This is a genomic window from Mycolicibacterium parafortuitum, assembly GCF_002086815.1.
Taxonomy (GTDB): Bacteria; Actinomycetota; Actinomycetes; order Mycobacteriales; family Mycobacteriaceae; genus Mycobacterium; species Mycobacterium parafortuitum.
The window spans coordinates 1-21203 of the sequence record NZ_MVID01000013.1; the positions used below are offsets into that span (position 1 = coordinate 1).

15 protein-coding genes are annotated in these 21203 nt (G+C 69.2%); 7 read left to right on the forward strand and 8 right to left on the reverse strand.

Annotated elements, in window-relative coordinates; all coding sequences use genetic code 11:
* Positions 1–51: 51 nt before the first annotated feature.
* On the reverse strand, positions 52–765 hold the full coding sequence (locus BST38_RS15240) for a DUF4190 domain-containing protein (protein ID WP_083144181.1): 714 nt from the start codon (positions 763–765) through the stop codon (positions 52–54).
* Between the two features lie 126 nt (positions 766–891).
* Here BST38_RS15240 and BST38_RS15245 point away from each other — a divergent pair, with 126 nt between their 5' ends.
* Both BST38_RS15245 and BST38_RS15250 read left to right on the forward strand, forming a co-directional pair.
* Positions 892–1419 carry a YflT domain-containing protein gene (locus BST38_RS15245; RefSeq protein ID WP_083144182.1) on the forward strand — a complete coding sequence of 176 codons (528 nt, stop codon included), beginning with the start codon at positions 892–894 and terminating at the stop codon, positions 1417–1419.
* A 57-nt stretch (positions 1420–1476) separates the two neighbouring features.
* Positions 1477–2070, forward strand: coding sequence for a suppressor of fused domain protein (locus tag BST38_RS15250; protein WP_083144183.1), 594 nt, complete (start codon positions 1477–1479; stop codon positions 2068–2070).
* A gap of 21 nt (positions 2071–2091) precedes the next feature.
* Here the strand turns inward: BST38_RS15250 and corA are convergent, their stop codons facing one another.
* On the reverse strand, positions 2092–3204 hold the full coding sequence (corA, locus tag BST38_RS15255; protein WP_083144184.1) for a magnesium/cobalt transporter CorA: 1113 nt from the start codon (positions 3202–3204) through the stop codon (positions 2092–2094).
* 114 nt (positions 3205–3318) lie between these two features.
* On the opposite strand from corA, the gene BST38_RS15260 reads away from it, so the two are divergent.
* Both BST38_RS15260 and BST38_RS15265 read left to right on the forward strand, forming a co-directional pair.
* Positions 3319–4488: an NAD(P)-dependent malic enzyme gene (locus tag BST38_RS15260; RefSeq protein WP_083144185.1), complete on the forward strand. Its 1170-nt coding sequence runs from the start codon at positions 3319–3321 to the stop codon at positions 4486–4488.
* Complete coding sequence (locus BST38_RS15265; protein ID WP_083144286.1) at positions 4488–5354, forward strand: glycine betaine ABC transporter substrate-binding protein; 867 nt, start codon at positions 4488–4490, stop codon at positions 5352–5354. The genes BST38_RS15260 and BST38_RS15265 overlap by 1 nt, the downstream gene beginning before the upstream one ends.
* A 34-nt stretch (positions 5355–5388) precedes the next feature.
* Here BST38_RS15265 and BST38_RS15270 read toward each other — a convergent pair whose 3' ends face one another.
* Complete coding sequence (locus tag BST38_RS15270; RefSeq protein WP_083144186.1) at positions 5389–6219, reverse strand: SDR family NAD(P)-dependent oxidoreductase; 831 nt, start codon at positions 6217–6219, stop codon at positions 5389–5391.
* A gap of 113 nt (positions 6220–6332) precedes the next feature.
* Between BST38_RS15270 and BST38_RS15275 the strand changes: the two genes are divergently transcribed.
* A complete protein-coding gene (locus BST38_RS15275; protein WP_083144187.1) occupies positions 6333–6689 on the forward strand; it encodes a DUF732 domain-containing protein in 357 nt (118 codons plus the stop codon).
* A 107-nt stretch (positions 6690–6796) separates the two neighbouring features.
* Here the strand turns inward: BST38_RS15275 and BST38_RS15280 are convergent, their stop codons facing one another.
* Together BST38_RS15280 and BST38_RS15285 are read right to left on the reverse strand one after the other, a co-directional pair.
* Entirely contained in the window at positions 6797–10555 is a 3759-nt protein-coding gene (locus BST38_RS15280; protein ID WP_237160813.1) for a multifunctional oxoglutarate decarboxylase/oxoglutarate dehydrogenase thiamine pyrophosphate-binding subunit/dihydrolipoyllysine-residue succinyltransferase subunit, read from the reverse strand.
* A gap of 254 nt (positions 10556–10809) precedes the next feature.
* The gene (locus tag BST38_RS15285) at positions 10810–11553 is read right to left on the reverse strand and encodes a hypothetical protein (RefSeq protein WP_083144189.1); all 744 of its coding nucleotides are present in this window, start codon (positions 11551–11553) and stop codon (positions 10810–10812) included.
* A gap of 143 nt (positions 11554–11696) precedes the next feature.
* Between BST38_RS15285 and BST38_RS15290 the strand changes: the two genes are divergently transcribed.
* Together BST38_RS15290 and BST38_RS15295 are read left to right on the forward strand one after the other, a co-directional pair.
* The gene (locus BST38_RS15290) at positions 11697–12971 is read left to right on the forward strand and encodes a multidrug effflux MFS transporter (protein WP_083144190.1); all 1275 of its coding nucleotides are present in this window, start codon (positions 11697–11699) and stop codon (positions 12969–12971) included.
* A 132-nt stretch (positions 12972–13103) separates the two neighbouring features.
* Complete coding sequence (locus BST38_RS15295; RefSeq protein ID WP_083144191.1) at positions 13104–14858, forward strand: MFS transporter; 1755 nt, start codon at positions 13104–13106, stop codon at positions 14856–14858.
* Here BST38_RS15295 and BST38_RS15300 read toward each other — a convergent pair.
* From BST38_RS15300 to BST38_RS15310, 3 genes are read right to left on the reverse strand one after another with little or no spacing between them, the layout of a single operon-like run.
* Positions 14843–16258, reverse strand: a complete 1416-nt coding sequence (locus BST38_RS15300; protein WP_083144192.1) for an NAD(P)-binding protein — start codon at positions 16256–16258, stop codon at positions 14843–14845. The genes BST38_RS15295 and BST38_RS15300 overlap by 16 nt on opposite strands.
* A gap of 37 nt (positions 16259–16295) precedes the next feature.
* The gene (locus BST38_RS15305) at positions 16296–17654 is read right to left on the reverse strand and encodes an FAD-binding oxidoreductase (protein ID WP_083144193.1); all 1359 of its coding nucleotides are present in this window, start codon (positions 17652–17654) and stop codon (positions 16296–16298) included.
* Positions 17651–21100, reverse strand: a complete 3450-nt coding sequence (locus BST38_RS15310; RefSeq protein ID WP_083144194.1) for a TM0106 family RecB-like putative nuclease — start codon at positions 21098–21100, stop codon at positions 17651–17653. The genes BST38_RS15305 and BST38_RS15310 overlap by 4 nt, the downstream gene beginning before the upstream one ends.
* Positions 21101–21203 lie beyond the last annotated feature (103 nt).

A 21203-nucleotide genomic window follows, 5' to 3' on the forward strand; every position in this document is an offset into this window, starting at 1 on the left:
AGCCGTCCTACGCGCCATCACCCTCTGGCTGCCGCATTTGTCAGACACGCCCTAGACCCCCGCGGCGGCGACGATCACCATCAGGATGAGGGAGATGAGCAGGCCGAACGCACCGATCGCGGTGCCGGCGATGGCCATCTCCTTGCCGGACTGGCCGGTGGTCTTGATCTGGTTGAGCGCGATGATGCCGAGGACGATCGCGACGATCGACGCGACGGTGCCCGCGAAGCACGCGAAGATCAGCGGGATCGCGATCAGCGAGGCGACCAGTGAGCCGATGGCCAACCCGTTGTTGCCCTGCGGTGCCGGTGCGCCGTAGCCGTATTCCGCACCCGGGTAGCCACCGGAGTATTCGCCGTACTGCGGTGGAGGCGGGTAGCCGGGGGCGCCGTATCCGGGCGGCGGGTATCCCGGCGGTCCGTAAGACGGCTGGCCGTATCCCTGCGTCGGGTACGGCGGCGGGTAGGGCGGCGATCCTGCGCCCAAGGGCGGCCCGAAACCGGGCGGAGGCGGGGGATACGGGGGTGAGGCGAGGTCGCCGGGCGGCGGGAACCCGGTGGCCGGCGTCGGAGGTACATAGGTGGGCGGGTGGTACGCCGGCGGCGGTGCGTAGCCGTGCGCAGGGGTGTCGTCCAGAGAGGGTTCGGGCGCGTCCGAGGTGCTCTCGATCGGGGGCGCTTCGTGACCGGCCGAGGGTGGCTCGGAGCCGCTCGGAGCGGAATCGGAGGATTCGGCCGGACGGGGGTCGTTGTCCGAACTTGTCATGGGGATCAACCTAGCCTAGAACCGGATACGCCGAGGTGAGCCCGGGTCGGGGCACCTCCGGGGTAGGCCGGGCGTTATCAGTGGACTAGCGTTGTGTGTCTGTGAAGGAAAGGCAGTGAGGACACTATGACCAGCCCCTTCCAACCTGGACAGAATCCCGGCGCGCCTGCGTCCGGTCCCGCCGCGGGGCGGGGTCGTCAGGCCGGCCTGCCCACTCCGCCCAAGGGTTGGCCCATCGGCTCCTATCCGACGTACGCCGAGGCGCAACGCGCCGTCGACTACCTCTCGGATCAACAGTTTCCCGTCCAGCAGGTGACCATCGTCGGCGTGGACCTGATGCAGGTCGAACGCGTCACGGGCAGGCTGACGTGGCCGAAGGTGCTCGGTGGCGGGGTGCTGACCGGCGCGTGGCTGGGCCTGTTCATCGGGCTGATCCTCGGGTTCTTCAGCCCGAATCCGTGGAGCGCGCTCGTCACGGGTCTGATCGCCGGTGTGTTCTTCGGACTGATCACCTCCGCCATCCCTTACGCGATGGCGCGTGGCACAAGGGATTTCAGCTCGACACTGCAGCTGGTCGCCGGCCGCTACGACGTGCTCTGCGACCCGCAGAATGCCGAGAAGGGCCGGGATCTGCTGGCCCGCTTGACGCTCTGACGATGGCCGAGATCGTTCTGGAACGGGTCAGAATCTCTCGCTCCCAACGGGTTCGGCATGAGTGACGTCATCGCGGCGGTTCGCGCGCATCTGATCGAGCACTTCGCCGGCCGCGGTGTCACCGCCGAACCGGACCAGGCCAGCGTCACCTTCCTCGGAGCGGACCGGATCGACGTGCTGCGCTTCGCCGGTCCCGGAGACGGTGCGGTGCACTATGTCTCGCTCGGCTGCTCGAAACAGCCGATGGTCGACCCGGCCGAGATGATCGCCGATCCCGTGCAGGGGCCGCGCGCCGAGGTCGTGGTCGCGCTGCGCGGACCCTCGCCTGCGGGGCTGTCCCGATCCCTGGCGGTGGTGGCGGCCGCACCGGCCGTCGAGGGTCTGGTGCTGGCGCCCGATGCGTTGGTGGATCTGGAGATGCCGCTGTGGGAGGGTGCGCCGTTCACGGCTTTTCTGTTGGGGCGCAGCGATATCGACGATGTGGTGTTGCCGGAGCCGTTGTCGCCGGTGGTGGTGCTCTCGGCGGTGCCGATCACCGCGACCGAAGCCGCGTGGGTGCGGCTGAAGGGCGCGGAGGCGATGAGGGAGGCGTGGGTGCAGGACGGGGTCGACCCGACGGACCCACGGCGGCGGGCCGCCAATCCGACCTGAGCGGCGGGCCGCCGGGGATCGCTAGAGCCAGTTGTTGCGCCGGAAGTTGCGGTAGAGCACGACGCACACGGACGTCATGATCAGCAGCACCAGCGGGTACCCGAACGTCCAGTTCAATTCGGGCATGTTCGCGAAGTTCATGCCGTAGATGCCTGCCATCGCGGTCGGTACCGCGGCGATCGCGACCCACGCCGAGATCTTGCGCATGTCGATGTTCTGCTGCATCGCGACCTTGCCGAACGCGGCCTGCACCAGCGAGCTGAGCAGTTCGTCGTAGCTGGCGATGCGCTCGGAGGCCTTGATGGTGTGGTCGAGCACGTCGCGCATGTACTGGCGGACCTCGAGGTCGATCAGGTCGGCGTGCTCGGTGCCGATGCGTTGCAGATCGGTGGTCAGCGGGCCGACTGCGCGGCGCAGTTCCACGACTTCGCGTTTGAGCAGGTAGATGCTGCCGATGTCGGTCTGTTTTCCCGGGGAGAAGATGTCCTCCTCCATCGCGTCGATGTCGTGCTCGATCAACTCGGTGACTTCGAGATAGGTGTCGACGACATGGTCGGCGATCGCGTGCATCACCGCACACGGACCGTGCGCGAGGTTGTCCGGGGCGGCTTCGAGACGTTTACGCACGCCCGAGAGCTCGCTGTGTTCGCCGTGGCGAACCGTGATGACGAAGCCGTCGCCGACGAAGATCATCACCTCGCCGGTCTCGACGATCTCGCGGGCGTTGGCGATCGCCTCGTGCTCGACGTACACCACGGTCTTGAGTACCAGGAACAACATGTCGTCGTAGCGTTCGAGCTTCGGTCGCTGATGCGCGTGCACGGCGTCCTCGACGGCGAGTTCGTGCAACCCGAACACCTCGGCGACGGTGTGCATCTGACGCTCGTCGGGTTCGTGCAGGCCGATCCAGACGAACGCGGGACGGCCTTCGTCCTTGATCTCGCACACCTTCGCCAGCGCAGCGGCGGGGGAGTAGTCGCCCGGCAGTCGCCGTCCGTCGCAGTACACACCGCAGTCGACGACGGCATCGCTGACCGGGACATCGGGACCCGGCCCGGCGGCCCCAGTCTTGTGCACCCGGGCCTTGTGCACCAGCCGCGCCGGACGGGGAGGCAACGCTCGGAATGCGGCCATGCGCCACCTCCCTGTATCGGTGTCGGGCGAATCGTACGCGTCGGATATGTCTGCCCGTTCTCACGAAGGGGGAACCTGTTCCTGTGAGATTGCGGGGTCGGATACTGTGACGCCGTGGCTGAACAGGTTCGCACGCCCCAGGTTGTCGTCGATGACAACGAGATCTTCGAAGCGCACGAGGGCGGCAAGCTCTCCATCGGTCTGAAATCCCCACTGGACACGCAGCGCGCGCTGTCGATCGCCTACACCCCCGGTGTGGCGCAGGTGAGCCGCGCCATCGCCGCCGACAAGACGCTGGCCAGGAAGTACACCTGGGCCAACCGGCTGGTCGCGGTGGTCAGCGACGGCAGCGCCGTGCTTGGCCTCGGCGACATCGGCGCGGCCGCCTCACTGCCGGTGATGGAAGGCAAGAGCGCACTGTTCAAGACGTTCGGCGGGCTGAACTCGATCCCGATCGTGCTCGACACCAAGGACCCCGACGAGATCGTCGAGACGCTGATCCGGCTGCGCCCGACCTTCGGCGCGGTGAACCTGGAGGACATCTCGGCTCCCCGCTGCTTCGAGATCGAGCGGCGTGTCATCGAGGCCCTCGACTGCCCGGTCATGCACGACGACCAGCACGGCACGGCGATCGTCGTGCTCGCCGCGCTGCTCGGTGCGGTGAAGGTGCTCGACCGTGACCTGCAATCGCTGAAGATCGTGGTGTCCGGTGCCGGTGCCGCCGGCGTCGCGTGCACCAACATCCTGCTCAACACCGGGATCACCGACATCGTGGTGCTCGACAGCAAGGGCATCGTCGAGAACGGGCGCAGCGACCTGAACTCGTTCAAGTCCGACCTGGCCGGGCGGACCAACCCGCGCGGGCTGACCGGCGGGGTGGCCGAGGCACTCGACGGCGCCGACGTCTTCCTGGGTGTGTCGGCCGGGCTGGTGCCCGAGGAGCTCATCGCGACGATGGCGCCCAACGGCATCGTGTTCGCGCTGTCCAACCCCGACCCGGAGATCCACCCGGACGCCGCGCGCAAGTACGCGGCCGTCGTCGCCACGGGCCGCAGCGACTTCCCGAATCAGATCAACAACGTGCTGGCCTTCCCCGGAGTGTTCCGCGGTGCGCTCGACGCCGGTGCGCGCCGGATCACCGAGAAGATGAAAGTTGCTGCGGCCGAGGCGATCTTCTCGGTGGTCGGCGACGATCTGGCCGTCGACCACATCGTGCCGAGCGCGCTGGATCCGCGGGTCGGGCCTGCGGTCGCGGCCGCGGTGGCCGCCGTATCCGAGGACTGATCGGGCTGAGCCGCACGCGCGCCCCGCGCCGGCTGCGGCCGGCCGCGCTTCTGGTCGCCGTCGGCATCCTCGCGGGCTGCGGCGGGCCTGCGGCGCCGCCGTCGATCCCCGTCGGTGCGCCCGCTGATCCGGAAGCGCAGCTCGTCGCGCAGTTGTACGTCGCGGCGCTGCGGTTCTACGGAAACCCCGCGCATGTGCAGTCCTCCGACGACCCGCTCGGCGGGCTGGACGCCGGCGAGATTCGCGTCGCGCCGGGGTTCACCGGGCGGTTGCTCGCGCGGCTGGCCCCGGAGTCGGCGGCACGCTCGGACGAGCAGGTGTACCGCACGCTGCTCTCGGCGTTGCCGGAGGGCATCGCGGCGGGGGACTACACCACCTCGGCGGAGGACAAACCCGCACTCGCGGTCGCGGAGCGCACTGCCGAGGACTGGGGTGACCGTGACATCGCCGCCGTGGCGCGTGACTGTCCGGAGCTGACGGTGGGCGCCACCGAGGACCGCCACCCGGCGCGCGTCGGGACCTGCGAGCTGGCGGCACCGCGTGAGTTCGGGGATGCCGACGCGATGTTCGACGCGCTGCGCGGCGGGCAGATCGATGCGGCGTGGACGTCGACCGCGGCGCCGGACGTGCCGTCGGAGGCGGTGGTGTTGTCGGACAAGACGTCGCTGATCCGCGCCGAGAACCTGGTCCCGCTGTACCGGCGCAACGAGCTGTCCGAATCGCAGGTGCTCGCGCTCAACGAGATCGCCGGCGTGCTCGACACCGGATCGCTGGCCGATATGCGCAGGCAGGTCGCCGAGGGCACCGATCCGGGCCTGGTGGCGGGCCGGTGGCTGGAGCAGCACCCGCTCGGCGTCGGCAACTAGTACGACCGGCGCGCGCTCGTCGCGCCGAACGCGCTTACTTGGCCGGCGGTGTCAGCCGGGCGACGGCCTTCGGGAAGACGCTCTGATACCCGGCGCCCAGCGCGCGGATCAGGACCTCGAACATCTTGGCGTCGTTGCCGATCAGGATGCGGGCCTTGTTCTTGCGGACGCCGTCGAGGATCACCTGCGCGGCCTTCTCCGGCGTGGTGCTGGCGAGCTTCTTGTCGAACGTCTTGGCCAGCGCCTCGGGGTCGAGTCCCTCGGCGGCCGATGCGTTGCGGGCGATCGCGGTCTTGATGCCGCCGGGGTGTACGCACGACACCTTGACCGGATGCCCGGCCAGCGCCATCTCCTGGCGCAGCGCCTCGGTGAAGCCGCGGACGGCGAACTTCGCCGAGTTGTAGGCGGCCTGCCCGGGCACCGAGAACAATCCGAACACCGACGAGACGTTGACGACATGCCCGTCGCCGGAGGCGATCAGGTGCGGAAGAAATGCCTTGGTGCCGTTGACGACGCCCCAGAAGTCGACGTCCATCACCCGCTCGAAGTCCTTGAACTGGGTGATCTCGATGTCGCCGGTGAACGCGATACCGGCGTTGTTGTAGATCTGGTTGACCTTGCCGAAATGTTCGGCGACCTCGTCGGCGTACTGCAGGAAGGTCTCACGTTCGGTGACGTTGAGCCGGTCGCTTTTCACGTGGGCGCCGATGGCCTTGAGGCGTTGCTCGGTGGCGGCCAGGCCCTCGGTGTCGACGTCGCTGATGGCGACCAGCGCGCCGGAGCGGCCGAGTTCGATCGCCAGTGCCTGCCCGATGCCGGAACCGGCCCCGGTCACGACGGCTACCTTCCCCGCGAAGCCCTGCATACCACTCCCTCGGTTGTTGAACGCGTGTCGAGTCGTTGTGAGCTTACCCGGTACCCCGGGTCCCGTGTATTGCGGCGGGTAATGACCGGGGCGCCGAGAGCGACAATGAGGACATGAAGTTGACGTACCCGGCTGTCGCGGCCGCGGTGGCCTCGGCCGCCGTCGCGATGGCCACGCTGTCCGCCCCGCCCGCCCAGGCCGACTCGACCACCGACGCGTTCCTGTCCACGCTGGCGCACTACCGGCTCGGTGACATCGATCCGGCCACCGCCGTGCGGGTCGGCGAGACCGTCTGTCCGATGCTCGCCGAACCCGGTCAGAACGCCGCGAACGTCGCCGCCGACGTGGCCGACGCGCTGGGCCGTCCGCTCGGTCCGGCCACCATGTTCACCGGACTGGCGATCTCGATCTTCTGCCCCCGGGCGGTCAACGCGATGACCGACGGGGTGCCGTTCTCGTTCCTGCGCTGACAGCCCGCGCTCGACGGCCGTGACCGTGCGCTGAGTGCTCACGGGTCACGGCGCGTCGAGGTACAGACACGCACGCTCGCGGTGCCGAGGCGACCGACGGCCGAACGTCAGCCGAACGCCTCGTCGATGATCTCCTGCTGTTCGACGGCGTGCACCTTCGACGAACCCGACGACGGCGCCGACATCGCGCGGCGCGAGATCCGTTTGATCCCGGACAGCTTCTCCGGCAGCACCTCGGGCAGCGTCAGGCCCAGCGTCGGCCACGCACCCTGGTTGGCCGGCTCCTCCTGCACCCAGAAGAACTTCTCGGCATTGGGGTACTGGTCCAGCGTCTCGGCGAGGCGCCGCTTCGGCAGCGGGGCCAACTGTTCGAGCCGCACGATCGCGACGTCGTCGCGGTCTTCCTTGTTCTTGCGCGCGGCGAGCTCGTAGTACAGCTTGCCGCTGGTCAGCAGCACCCGCTTGGCCTTCGACCGGTCGCCGGTGCCGTCGGTGTAGGTGGGCTCTTCGAGCACCGACCGGAACTTCGCCTCGGTGAAGTCACGCAGATCGCTGACCGCGGCCTTGTTGCGCAGCATCGACTTCGGCGTGAACACGATCAGCGGCCGGTGGATGCCGTCCAGGCCGTGGCGGCGCAGCAGGTGGAAGTAGTTCGCCGGCGTCGACGGCACCGCGATCGTCATCGACCCCTCGGCCCACAGCTGCAGGAACCGCTCGATGCGGCCCGAGGTGTGGTCCGGGCCCTGCCCCTCGTGGCCGTGCGGCAACAGCAGCACGACGTCGGAGAGCTGACCCCACTTGGCCTCGCCCGAGCTGATGAACTCGTCGATGATCGACTGCGCGCCGTTGACGAAGTCACCGAACTGCGCCTCCCACAGCACCAGCGCATCGGGGTTGCCGACCGAGTAGCCGTACTCGAAGCCGACGGCCGCGAACTCCGACAGCGCAGAGTCGTAGACCATGAACTTGCCGCCCGTCGGGTTGCCGTCGGAGTCGACGGTCAGCAGGTCCAGCGGCGTGAATTCGCGCCCGCTCTGACGGTCGATGATCACGGCGTGCCGCTGCGTGAACGTGCCGCGACGGGTGTCCTGACCGGTGAACCGGATCGTGCGGCCCTCGGCGAGGAACGTGCCGAGGGCGAGCAGTTCGGCGAACGCCCAGTCGACCTTGCCCTCGTAGGCCATTTCGCGACGCTTCTCCAGCACCGGCTTGACGCGCGGGTGCACGTTGAAGTCCTCGCCGAACGCCAGATGCGCGTCGCCGATACGGGCCAGCAGCGCCTTGTCCACCGCGGTCTTCATCCCCGCCGGAACCATCTGGTCGGACTCGACCGAGGCGCTCGGCTCGATCGCGTGCTTCTCGAGATCGCGGACCTCGTTGAACACGCGCTCGAGCTGACCCTGGTAGTCGCGCAGCGCGTCCTCGGCTTCCTTCATCGAGATGTCACCGCGACCGATCAGGGCTTCGGTGTAGGTCTTGCGGACACCGCGCTTGGTGTCGATGACGTCGTACATGTACGGCTGCGTCATCGACGGGTCGTCGCCCTCGTTGTGCCCGCGCCTGCGGTAGCACAGCATGTCGATCACGACGTCCTTCTTGAACTTCTGCCGGAAGTCGACGGCCAGCTTGGCCACCCACACCGCGGCCTCGGGATCGTCGCCGTTGACGTGGAAGATCGGCGCCCCGATCATCTTCGCGACGTCGGTGCAGTACTCCGACGAGCGCGAGTCGAACGGCGAGGTGGTGAACCCGATCTGGTTGTTCACGATGATGTGGATCGTGCCGCCGGTGCGGTACCCGCGCAGCAGCGCGAGGTTCAGCGTCTCGGCGACCACACCCTGCCCGGCGAACGCGGCGTCACCGTGCAGCATCATCGGCACGACGGTGAAGTCGCCGGCGCCGCCGTCGGCCTCCTCGCCGCTTTCGAGCAGATCCTGCTTGGCCCGGACGATGCCCTCGAGCACCGGGTCGACGGCCTCCAGGTGGCTCGGGTTGGCCACCAGCGACACGTCGATGTCGTTGTCGCCGAACATCTGGATGTAGGTGCCGTTGGCGCCGAGGTGGTACTTCACGTCGCCGGAGCCGTGCGCCTGCGACGGGTTCAGATTGCCCTCGAACTCGGTGAAGATCTGGCTGTACGGCTTGCCGACGATGTTGGCGAGCACGTTGAGCCGGCCGCGGTGGGGCATGCCGATGACGACCTCGTTGAGGCCGTGCTCGGCGCACTGGTCGATCGCGGCGTCCATCATCGGGATGACGGTCTCCGCACCTTCCAGTGAGAAGCGTTTCTGCCCAACATATTTCGTCTGCAGGAAGGTCTCGAACGCTTCGGCGGCGTTGAGCTTGCTCAAGATGTACTTCTGCTCGGCGACCGTCGGCTTCTCGTGCTTGACCTCGATGCGCTCCTGCAGCCACTGCTGCTGCTCGGGCTCGAGGATGTGGGTGTACTCCACACCGATGTGGCGGCAGTACGCGTCACGCAGCAGGCCCAGGATGTCGCGCAGCTTCTTGTGGGTCGCCCCGGCGAACCCGTTGACCTTGAACTCGCGGTCGAGGTCCCACAGCGTCAGCCCGTGGGTGTTGACGTCGAGGTCGGGGTGGCTGCGGAAGCGGGTCTTGTCCAGGCGCAGCGGGTCGATGTCGGCCATCAGGTGACCGCGGTTGCGGTACGCGGCGATCAGCTCGATGACGCGGGCGTTCTTGTCCTCGATCGAATCCGGGTTGTCGATACGCCAGCGCACCGGCTCGTACGGGATGCCCAGCTCGCGGAAGATCTCGTCGTAGAACTCGTCGTCGAGTAGCAGTTGGTGGATCGTGCGCAGGAAGTCGCCGGACTCGGCGCCCTGGATGATGCGGTGGTCGTAGGTCGACGTCAGCGTCATCAGCTTGCCCACGCCGAGGTCGGCGATGCGTTCCTCACTGGCGCCCTGGAACTCCGCGGGGTACTCCATCGCGCCGGCGCCGATGATCGCGCCCTGGCCCTGCATCAGCCGCGGCACCGAGTGCACGGTGCCGATGGTGCCCGGGTTGGTGAGCGAAATCGTCACGCCCGCAAAGTCTTCGGCGGTCAGCTTACCGTCGCGGGCGCGACGCACGATGTCCTCGTAGGCGGCGATGAACTGCCCGAAGTGCATCGACTCGCAGTTCTTGATCGCGGCGACCACCAGGGAGCGCTTGCCGTCCTTGCCGGGCAGATCGATGGCGAGGCCCAGATTCGTGTGGGCCGGGGTCACCGAGTTCGGCTTGCCGTCGATCTCGGCGTAGTGCCGGTTCATGTTCGGGAACTTCTTGACCGCCTGCACGATCGCGTACCCGAGCAGGTGGGTGAACGAGATCTTGCCGCCGCGCGTGCGTTTGAGGTGGTTGTTGATGACGATGCGGTTGTCGATCATCGCCTTGGCCGGGATGGCGCGCACGCTGGTCGCGGTCGGCACCTCCAGCGAGGCGGACATGTTCTTCACGACCGCCGCGGCCGCGCCGCGCAGCACCTGGGTCTCGTCCTCGGAGTCGGTGGCGGCCGGCTTGGCCTTCGCCGCCGGCTTGTCCTTGGACTTGTCGGCGGACTTGTCCGCACTCTTCTCGGTGCTCTTCGCTGTGCCCTTGTCGGCGCTCTTGTCGGCCTTCTCGGCCTTCTTCGGCGCGGGCTTGTCGGTCTTCGCCGGTGCCGAGCCGCCGTTGCTGCTCGCGGGCTTCGGGGCCGGGGCCGGTTCGGCGGGGGCGGTCGGCGTCTTCGCGGAGGACGTGCCGTTGGAGCTCGACGCCGCACTCGACGCGGCGTCGGTGGTGGGCTCAGGGGAGTAGTCGACGAGGAATTCGTGCCAACTGGGGTCGACCGATGACGGATCCTCGCGGAATTTGCGGTACATCTCTTCGACCAACCACTCGTTCTGACCGAATGGTGAAGGTGAACTCACGGCTGCTCTTCGCCTCAATTCTTCGCTTCGGGCCGGCGACCCGCGGCCGCCCGCCTCCCCTGTGTCAACCCGGTGTGCAGTCCCGCGTTCCTGCCGCAATAAAGGCTAGCGCTTCCGCCGTGAGGTCGACCAGGCAACGCCGTTATGGTCATTCCGGTCACGACCGCCGAACGCGGCGGGGATGAGCGGGAACGGTCAGCGCCCGGCTACGTCCGCGGCGCGGGCAGCAGGTGCAGCGTCGAGGGCCACCGCTGCGGCGGCTCGCCGAATGCCCGGTGGGCGTTGCTGACGATCTTCTTGCTCATCATCCGGTTCCCGACACCGCCGACGACGGCTCCGATGCCGACCGGCATCATCTTGCCGAACGCCAGCGCCCCCCGTTTGAGGGTGTACCGCTTGACGAAGTACCGCAGCAACCGGCTGTTCAATTGCGACAGCGCGGGCAGCGGCAGCGTCGCCGCCCCGTCGGACACCCATGCCCCGCTGGTGCGGCCGCGGCCGAGCAGGTCGGCGACCGCCCGCTTGCTGTCCTCGCCCACGAGCACCGACAGCACCAGGGCGCGGCGCCGCTCGCGGTGTTCGGCCGGGATGCCGTGCACCTCGGCCATGGCCAGCACGTACAGCGCGGTCGCCTCGAGGAACACCACCGTCTCGCCCGCGATCGCCGACATCGCCACCAGCGTGCCGATCCCCGGATAGGCTGCCGCCGAGCCGACCGCCGCACCGCTGGCGGTCACCGCGGCCATGTACTGGGTGTCGAGCTTGCGGATCACCTCGGCCGGTGTCGCGCCGGGATTCTGTTCGCGCAGGCGATCGACATGGGCCCGCACAGCGGGACCCTGGACGCGGGCGCCGCGCTCGATGATCTGCGAGAGCACCTTGGCCGCCACGCCCGGATCCTCTTCCTGCACCGCAGGTAACTGACTCTTGGCTCGCGACCTGGCACTCATGGGCGCTTCCTCCCTGTGTGAACCTGGTTTCAGGCTAGCCCTCGTGAAACGAACGGCAGCGCGCCACCCGTGCCCGAACGTGATCGCCGTCACTGTTGACGATACGGGGAAGAATTTATTGGAAAGCGTCGCTAATCATTTCCATGGCAGTATCCCCGGACGTGGATGTGAAGCGGGACTCGGCGGGCGCAGACCAGGCCCCCAGTCGCATCAAGATGATCTTCGTGCTCGGCCTGCTGGTCGCGCTCGGCCCGCTGACCATCGACATGTACCTGCCGGCGCTGCCCAAGATCGCCGAAGAACTGTCGGTGACGTCGTCGGTCGCGCAGCTCACCCTGACCGGCACGCTGGCCGGGCTTGCGCTCGGGCAGCTGATCATCGGGCCGCTGTCGGACTCGCTGGGCCGCCGCAAGCCGCTGTTCGGCGGGATCGTGCTGCACATGATCGCGTCGCTGGTGTGCATGTTCGCCCCGAACATCGCCGTGCTCGGCGTCGCCCGCGGCCTGCAGGGCATGGGCGCCGCAGCGGGCATGGTGGTGGCCATCGCGGTGGTCGGGGATCTGTACAAGGACAACGTCGCGGCGACCGTGATGTCGCGGCTGATGCTGGTGCTCGGGGTCGCCCCGGTGCTCGCGCCGTCGCTGGGCGCGGCGGTGCTGTTGCACGGGTCCTGGCAGTGGGTGTTCGCCGCACTGGTGGTGGTCGCCGCGGCGCTGTTGGTGATGGCCGTGCTCGCGCTACCCGAGACGCTGCCCGTCGATCACCGCCGCCCGTTGAAGATCAGGAGCATCGGCGCGACCTATCTGGAACTGCTGCGCGATGCCCGGTTCGTGATCCTGGTGCTGGTCGCCGCGCTCGGCATGTCCGGGCTGTTCGCCTATATCGCGGGTGCGCCGTTCGTGCTGCAGGACAGGTTCGGCGTCGGCCAGACGGCTTTCGCGCTGATCTTCGGGGCCGGGGCCGTCGCGTTGATCGGCACCACCCAGTGCAACGTGCTGCTGCTCAAGCGGTTCAGCCCGCAGCAGATCATGGTCTGGGCGCTGGTCGCCGCATCGGTGTTCGGGGTGGTCTTCGTGGCGCTGGCGGCCGCGCACGTCGGCGGCGTGTACGGCTTCGTGATCCCGGTGTGGGCGATCCTCGCCGCGATGGGTCTGGTGATCCCGAACGCCCCCGCCGTCGCGCTGACCCGGCACCCGGACGCCGCGGGCACCGCCGCTGCGCTGCTGGGCGCCGTCCAGTTCGGCGGCGGCGCGGCGATCGCCCCCGTGGTCGGGGTGCTGGGCAACGACGAACTGGCCATGGCCGTGGTGATGGCTGCCGGCGTGATGATCGCACTGGCGCTGCTGCTGCTCACCGGAGTGCACCGGGCCACCGAGCCCGCGGGCATCCCCGGCGACGCGGTCGCCGAAGCGGCCTGAACCGGGGGACGCGCCGGGGCCGACTTGTCGGGGCACCCGCCGGACCGTAGCGTCGGGGCCCAGTGCTGTCTCCGACGTTCCTCCGCTGCTGTTCCCCGACGTTCCTCTCCGTGACTTTGGCTGGCTCCCACCATGTTTGACACCGCGACCGCGCGCGCCCAGAGCGTCAATCCCTGGCATGCGCTGTGGGCGTTGCTGATCGGGTTCTTCATGATCCTGGTCGACGCGACGATCGTCGCCGTCGCGAACCCGGCGATCATGGCGAGCCTCGGCGCCGGCTACGACGCGGTGATCTGGGTGACCAGCGCCTACCTGCTCGCCTACGCGGTTCCGCTGCTGGTGGCCGGGCGTCTCGGGGACCGGTACGGCCCGAAGAACATGTACCTCATCGGGTTGGTGGTGTTCACCGCGGCGTCGCTGTGGTGCGGACTGTCCGACACGATCGGCATGCTCGTCGCCGCCCGGGTGGTGCAGGGTCTCGGCGCGGCGCTGCTGACCCCGCAGACGATGACGGTGATCACCCGGACGTTCCCGCCGCACCGGCGCGGGGTGGCGATGAGCGTGTGGGGCGCCACCGCCGGCGTCGCGACGCTGGTCGGCCCGCTCGCCGGCGGCGTGCTGGTCGACCACCTCGGCTGGCAGTGGATCTTCATCGTCAACGTGCCGATCGGGGTCATCGGCCTGGCGATGGCCGTCTGGCTGGTCCCGTCGCTGCCCACCCAGGCGCGGCAGCGCTTCGACATCCCGGGGGTGGTGCTCTCCGGGGTCGGCCTGTTTCTGATCGTGTTCGCGCTGCAGGAGGGTCAGTCCCACGGCTGGGCGGCGTGGATCTGGCTGACGGTCGCGGTCGGGATCGCGGTGATGGCGGCGTTCGTCTACTGGCAGTCCGTCAACACCGGAGCGCCGCTCATCCCGCTGGTGATGTTCCGGGACCGCAACTTCTCGATGTCCAACCTCGGCGTGGCCACCATCGGGTTCGTCGCGACCGGGATGATCCTGCCGCTGATGTTCTATGCGCAGTCGGTGTGCGGTCTCACCCCGACGCAGGCGGCGCTGCTGACCGCGCCGATGGCCGTCGCGACCGGTGTGCTGGCCCCGTTCGTCGGCAAGCTGGTCGACCGGTCCCATCCCCGGTCGGTGGTCGGGTTCGGGTTCTCGCTGATGGCGATCGGGCTGACCTGGCTTTCGATCGAGATGACCCCGGCGACGCCGATCTGGCGGCTGTTGCTGCCGCTGACGGCGATGGGCGCCGCGATGGCGTTCATCTGGTCGCCGCTGGCGGCCACCGCGACCCGCAACCTGCCGTCGGAGCTGGCAGGGGCGGGTTCCGGTGTCTACAACACCACCCGTCAGGTCGGCTCGGTGCTCGGCAGCGCGGGGATGGCGGCGCTGATGACCTACGAGTTGTCGGCCAAGATCCCCGGTTCCGCCGACACGGCGCCACAGGTCGAGGGTGCGGCCGCGCCGTTGCCGGAGTTCCTGCATTCCCCGTTCGCACTCGCGATGTCGCAGGCGATGCTGCTGCCCGCGTTCGTCGCGCTGTTCGGGGTCATCGCGGCACTGTTCCTGCTCGGGTTCTCCGGCTCCGGCACCGGAATCGGCTCCGCCGGGGCGCCGGCCGAACCGATGGAGCCCTACGACCCCGACCACGAGCTGTACTGGGCCGACGGCGAGGACGAGTACATCGAGTACGAGGTGGAGTGGGTCGACGACACCCCGCACGAGTACGCCCAGGACGAGCGCGCGGCCGAGATCGCCGGCGCCGACACCGACGTGCTCGACTCGGTGCCCGGGCCGGCTGTCCGCGACGACGAGCAGTGGCGCAGCATCCTCGAGCAGTTGCTGGACGAGCCGAGCGGTAACGGGCGGTCTCACACCCGCGACTGATCCGGCTCCCCGGCGTCGGCCATCAACTCGTCCAGCGCGGCGTTGGCCTTGTTCAGCGCCACCGCCAGCGCGCCGATCGCCTTGTCCCGGACCCGTTCCTTGCCCGGCGGGAACACCGGGAACAGCGTGCGCGCCGCGTTGAGCCGTGCGGTGTCCAGCCACGCCGACAGGTCCGGATCCCGCAGCCAGCGCATGGTCGCGACGTTGTCCTCGCGCATGTGCCGCAGCCAGTCGACCGGGGCGTCGGGGTGGGTGATCGGCACGCACAACGCATTGCGGGTCGCGTCGTCGGGGTAGGCCGCCTCGACATGGGCGATGAACGCCGAGCTGAACACCTGCTGGCAACTGCGCACGCTTTGCAGCGTGATCCGGTCGCCGTCGAACACCGGCACCGACGGTGGGCGGGGCAGCCCCTGGGTGGTGCAGTCGACGTACAGCGACGCGCCCGCGGGCAGCGTGGCGCCGCCGACGCGGACGTGGTCGTGGCCTGCGTGCTCGATGCGCCCGAGCCGGACCACGTCGCCGACGCGGCGCAGCTGCTCGAGCTCGCGCGCCGACACGATCGCGCAGTGGTACATCGTGGGCCGCACCGACGGATCGAGCCGGAACAGCACCTCGGCGGCTTCCAACCGGTCGAAGAGGTCGTCGAGCGTGTCCGCGTCGGCGACCGCCTGCATCCGGGCGGCCATCGCGTCCCGCAGCCGCGGGGCGAAGTCCGGTCCCGGCTGGATGTTGGCCCGGTTGAGCAGCCACGAGTCCCGGGGCCGCACCCATCGCAGCCGGTCGGCGGGAATCCCGTTGTGCAGTAACCACAGCACGCAGTCCATGCCGGTCTTGCCGCCGCCGACGACGGTGAAGTGGTCGTGCCCGGCGGCGTGGCGCGGCAGGTCGTTCGGCGCGACCACCGCCACGCCGTCGGCGACCGAGAACGGGGGCCGACGCATCGACTGCACCACGGTCAGCAGGTAGGTCGCGTCCACCGTTCGGCGGCCCACCGTGACCGTCTGCTCAGCGCCGTCGAGGGTGCGAATCCTGTTGTCGCCCAGATAGCGGGTCATCGGCAGGTAGGTGAGCCGACCGGTCGGCAGCATGCGGTCGCGCATCACCCGGTCGTAGTACGCGCACACCTCGTGTCCGGTGGCGAGCTCGAAGAACCCCTCGTTGAAACCGCTGCGGTCGATGGCGTCCTCGTTGCCGAGGGCATGGGAGTTCACCCCGTAGTACGCCGACGGCTGGTGCAGCCGGACGAACGGGTAGACCGAGTTCCAGTGCCCACCCGGCTGGTGGTTCGCGTCGACGAGCACGACCGTCGCGTCCGTCTCGGTCAGCAGGGTGTCGACGAACGCCATGCCCATCGCCCCGGCCCCGATGACGAGGTAGTCGGCTTCGATGCTGGTCATCCTCCGCCACGGTACCGAAACCGCGCGAGGGGACGGCTCAGTCGAACAGCACCGCCCGGTTGAGATAACCGGTCGGGTCGAACGCGTTCTTCACCGCGCGCATCGCGGCGATGTCAGCCTCGGTGCGCGCCATCGACAGATAGTCGCGCTTGCGGGTTCCGACACCGTGCTCGGAGCTGACGTTTCCGTCGTGGCGTGCGATCAGCGCCATCATCGCCGAGTACAGCTCGCGCTCGGCGTCGCCGGTCAGCGCGCAGCGCACGATGTTCAGGTGCAGGTTGCCCTCGCCGATGTGGCCGAACAGCACCGGGATCGCATCGGGGGCGTGTTCGCCGATCAGCGCCACGGCATCTTCGGCGAACGACTGGATGGACGAAAGTGGCAGCGACACATCGAATTTCAGCGGCGGGCCGTACGCCCCGAGCACATCGGCGATCGACTCGCGGACCTGCCAGAGCCGCTGCTGGGCATTCGCGTCGACACCGACGGCGGGTTCGCCGCAGAGCTCCGCGGTCTCCAGCGCGTCGGCCAGCCGCTCGGTCAGGTCGGTTTCCCCGGCCAGTTCGATCAGCAGTTGCCAGGCGCCGTCGACCGGGGCCGCCACCCCGGCGTGCTCGGCGGTCAGCGCGCCGGCCCGCGCGTCGATCAGCTCCAGTGCCGCGATGCCCTCCATGTCGCGGAACACCCGCCCGGTCGCGATCAGCGCGTCCAGGTCGGCGAAACCGCAGATCGCGGTGACCCGTCGGCGCGGGGTGGGATGCAGGCGCAGATCGAGGGCGGTGATCACCCCGAGCGTGCCCTCGGCGCCGACGAACAGCGACGCCAGGTCGTATCCGGTGTTGTCGCTGCGCACCTGGCTGTGCCGGTGTACCACGGTGCCGTCAGGCAGGACGACGTCGAGCCCGAGCACCTGTTCGCCCATGTTGCCGTAGCAGACCGTGCGCAGCCCGCCCGCGTTCGTCGACGCCATCCCGCCGACGGTCGCCGAGTCACGCGCGGCGAGATCGACGCCGAACACCAGGCCGGCCGCGGCGGCCGCCCGCTGCACCTCGGCCAGCGTGACCCCGGCGCCGACGCGGATCCTGCGTTCGACGACGTCGACGTCGCCGATCTCCCGTAACCGCTCCGTCGACACCAGCACGTCGTCGTGTTCGGGCACCGTGCCCGCCACCAGCGAGGTCCGGCCACCCTGCACGGTCACGGCCACGCCCGCGTCGCGGCACGCGCGCAGCACCGCGGCGACCTCGTCGGTGGAACCCGGCCGCACCAGCGCCGACGCGCGCCCCCGGTAGCGCCCGGTGTGGTCGACGCTGCGGCCGTCGAGCACGTCACGGTCGGTGCTCAGGTAGGCGGCTCCGACGATCTCCGTCAGCCGCTCGGTCAGCGCTTCGCTCACCCCGTGGGTGTATCACACGTGGGCAGCGACAGGAACGCACCCAACTCGACCAACCGGTCCGGCGTGCCGGGCAGGTAGTCGGTCAGGTGCGGTGAGCGCACGATGACCGCGAGGTACTTCGCGCGGCTCACCGCGACGTTGAGCCGGTTGCGGTTGAGCAGGAACGAGATTCCGCGCGGCACGTCGTCGATCGAGGACGCCGTCATCGACACGAACACCACCGGCGCCTGCTGACCCTGGAACTTGTCCACCGTGCCCGCCCGCACGTCGGTCAGGTCCGAGGCGTCCAGGCGGCGGCGCAGCAGCACCACCTGCGCGTTGTACGGGGTCACGATCAGGATGTCGTCCTGGGTCAGCGGCCGGGTGACGTCCTTGTCGGTCCACGCGGTGCCCAGCAGCCGCCGGATCTCGGCGACGATCGCGTCGGCTTCCTCGGGGCTCTCGTTGGCGTTGCCGAGGTGGTCGACGGGCAGCGTGCGGACGCCGGGCGCGACGCCGTCGAGGCGGCGCGCGGTGGTGACCGCCTCGTGCGAGTGCAGCCGTTCGTCGTAGGACAGCTTCGACACTGCCCGGCACACGTCGGGATGCATCCGGTAGGAGCGGTCCAGGAAGTAACCGCGTTCGGGCGGCAGCGTGTGGTGACCGTCGACGAGCCAGCCGAGCGCCGACCCGTCGACGGGTTCGCGGTGGGTGCCCTGGCTGACCTGCGGCAGCTGCTGCGGATCGCCGAGCAGCAGCAGGTTGCGCGCCGCCCGCGCGACGGCGACGGTGTTGGCCAGGCTGAACTGGCCGGCCTCCTCGATCACCAGCAGGTCGAGGCTGTCGCGGTCGAACTTGTTGGCATTGGCGAAATCCCACGCCGTCCCGCCGACCACGCAGCCGTCCTGGCAGACGAACTGCGCATAGTCGTCGCGGTCCAGTTCGGTCCATCCGGTGCTGACGGTGTGCAGCTTCTTGCCGACCCGGGCGCCGTCCACCCCGGCGGCCATCACGTCGCGGAACAGGTTCTCCACCACCGCATGTGATTGCGCGACCACCCCGATCCGCCAGTGGTGCCGGGTCACCAGCGCGGCGATGACCTGCCCCGAGGTGTAGGTCTTGCCGGTGCCGGGAGGCCCGTGCACCGCGAGGTAGGAGGAGTCGAGATCCAGTAGGGCAGCGGTGATGTCGGCGACAGCGTCGCCGGTCCGGGGCAGTTCGGCACCGCTGCGGGTGCGGGGCGCACGGCGCAGGAAGATGTCGGTCAGCGCGTCGGCGGGCAGGTTCGGCAACCCGGCGGCGAACAGGGACGCGGTCTCGGCCACGGCGTCCTGCAGCATGGCCGTGCTGATCGGGGGACCAGGGGTCAGCGCGAACGGCAGCTGGTCGAAGACCGGGCCGTCCTTGGGTTGGCGTTCGACGATGACGACCTCGGTAGGTGCCTCTGGATCGTCGCAGCCGGTGATGGTCACCGTCGCGTACCCGCGCCGGTCCGGGTCGTCGGCCAGGCCCACCGGCGACGGCGGGTCGTACAGCGCATACATGGTGCCCGCCAGTTCGCCGTTGGCGAGCTCGCCGAACAGCCGGAGGTGGCGCTGCGGTTTGCGGGCCCGCGGCGGGGTGTGCCAGTCGGCGACGATCTCGTGACGCTCGGCGATGAACACGTCGCTGTCGTCGGCCCATTCGTCGACCGGGTTGTTGACGCGGTCGAAGTGGCCCCACCAGAACGGCTTGTCCTCCCGTTTGTGAAAACCCTTGGCGGCGGCCATCATCGCCGCGGCGTGCTGCTGCGGCGTGCGTTCGGAGATGCTGTCGCCCGCGAACTTCAGCAGCGCGCGCTCGACCGCGTCGACCTCGACGGTGCGTGGCTCGGGGCCGGCGGGTACGCGGGCAGGTCCGCGCGGCGGCACCCCGGATTCGATGGCGCGGGCCATCATCCAGTCCCGCAGCCGCCGGGTGGAGCGGCAGTCGTAGCGGTTGTACTCCTCGATTTCCTTGAGCACGGTCGCGGCGTCGTCCGTGCGGCCCTCGGCGACCAGATCGCAGTACCTGGCGTACTCGGTGATCGATGCGGTCGCGGTGGTGACCTCGCCGTCACGCAACTCGTTGCCCATGTACAGCGGTTCCAGCGATTTGATGCTGTAGTTCTCAGTGCCGACGCGAATGCTCTTGCGCACCAACGGATACAGGTCCACCAGCACGCCGTCGCGCAGCAGCTCGTCGACCTCGGCCTCGCCGACGCCGTAGCGGCCGGCCAGCCGCAGCAGCGTGCTCTTCTCGTAGGCCGCGTAGTGGTAGATGTGCATCTTCGGGTAGCGGTTGTGCCGCTTGCGCACGAACTTCAGGAAGTCCTCGAGGGCTTTGCGTTCCTGGGTGCGGTCGTGCGCCCAGAACGGCTGGAACCCGTCGGCCTGGGCCGGCGAGCCGGCCGATCCGGCGAGGGTCAGCACGCCCCACAGGTATTCCAGGCCCCAGTCGCGGCCGTCGGTGGTCCACAGCGGGTCACCCTCGAAATCGAAGAACAGATCGCCCTTGTCGGCGTCGGGCAGCACCATCAGCGGCTGAGGGTCGACCAGCTCGTAGGGCGGCTTGCCGTCGACGCGCCCGGCGATCTGCAGCCGGGCCTGCGCGGTGAGCGCGGTGACCGTGCGCGTCGACAGCTCGGGCACCGGCCCGTCGTGGGAGGCCAGCTCGCGCACCGTCGTGATGCCCGCGTCGAGCAACCGGGCCCGCGCGCTGACCCGCATCCCGGCGACGAGCAGCAGATCGTCGTGGTCGCGGACCTGCGTCTCGCACTCGGAGCAGCGGAAACACGCGCGGATGTGCTCGTCTTCCCAGGTGACCGCCCGGCCACCGGCCAGGTGATCGTCGAGCAGCCGCTGCAGCGCGTCGCGGCGTGGCCGGTAGACCGGCAGCAGCTCGTCGACGTGGTAGCTGACCGCGGTGCCGTCGCCGAGCACCAGATCCACCTCCGGTGCCACCGGAACGCCCGCGGCGGTGAGGGTTTCGACGTAGGCGGCCATCTGCAGCAGTGCCTCGACCTTGACCGAGCGGGCCAGTTTGGTGTCGCGCAGCCGGTAGCGTCCGTCGTCGTCGAGCACGAGGAAGTCGGCGAAGCCGGCGAACCGGCCGTCGAACATCGCCGCCTGGTAGACGACAGGGGAGCGGTGCTCGACCGCGCGCAGGGTCTGTTCGGCCGCGGCCGTCAGCCCGGCGACGGTGTAGCGGGGACGGCCGATGACCGTCACCTCGGCGCCGGACTTCAGCGCGTCCAGGTGCCGCTGCTCGTGTTCGTCACCCAGCGTCGCGGTGCGGGCCAGCAGTTCGTCGTCGCCGGACACCGCGGGACCCCAGCCCAGCCGCGCGTCGAACGACCGCAGCAGCGCGTACTCACAGCGCGCCGCGGCCGCGAGGTCGGAGGCGCTGTAGATGACACGGTCTTCGCCCGCGTCGGTGGCGACGAACACGCAGCCACTTTAGGTGAGCGCCCCGACACCCCACCGCCGCGAAATATCATTCCGGGCAGTGCTCGGCGGCCTCCGCGCAGCCCGGAATGATATTTCGCGGGCA

Bases quoted from the DNA above. Each gene is read 5' to 3' on its own strand.
- BST38_RS15240 (WP_083144181.1), bottom strand. From the start codon at position 765: ATGACAAGTTCGGACAACGACCCCCGTCCGGCCGAATCCTCCGATTCC.
- BST38_RS15245 (WP_083144182.1), top strand. From the start codon at position 892: ATGACCAGCCCCTTCCAACCTGGACAGAATCCCGGCGCGCCTGCGTCC.
- BST38_RS15250 (WP_083144183.1), top strand. From the start codon at position 1,477: ATGAGTGACGTCATCGCGGCGGTTCGCGCGCATCTGATCGAGCACTTC.
- corA (WP_083144184.1), bottom strand. From the start codon at position 3,204: ATGGCCGCATTCCGAGCGTTGCCTCCCCGTCCGGCGCGGCTGGTGCAC.
- BST38_RS15270 (WP_083144186.1), bottom strand. From the start codon at position 6,219: ATGCAGGGCTTCGCGGGGAAGGTAGCCGTCGTGACCGGGGCCGGTTCC.
- BST38_RS15275 (WP_083144187.1), top strand. From the start codon at position 6,333: ATGAAGTTGACGTACCCGGCTGTCGCGGCCGCGGTGGCCTCGGCCGCC.
- BST38_RS15280 (WP_237160813.1), bottom strand. From the start codon at position 10,555: ATGTACCGCAAATTCCGCGAGGATCCGTCATCGGTCGACCCCAGTTGG.
- BST38_RS15285 (WP_083144189.1), bottom strand. From the start codon at position 11,553: ATGAGTGCCAGGTCGCGAGCCAAGAGTCAGTTACCTGCGGTGCAGGAA.
- BST38_RS15290 (WP_083144190.1), top strand. From the start codon at position 11,697: ATGGCAGTATCCCCGGACGTGGATGTGAAGCGGGACTCGGCGGGCGCA.
- BST38_RS15295 (WP_083144191.1), top strand. From the start codon at position 13,104: ATGTTTGACACCGCGACCGCGCGCGCCCAGAGCGTCAATCCCTGGCAT.
- BST38_RS15300 (WP_083144192.1), bottom strand. From the start codon at position 16,258: ATGACCAGCATCGAAGCCGACTACCTCGTCATCGGGGCCGGGGCGATG.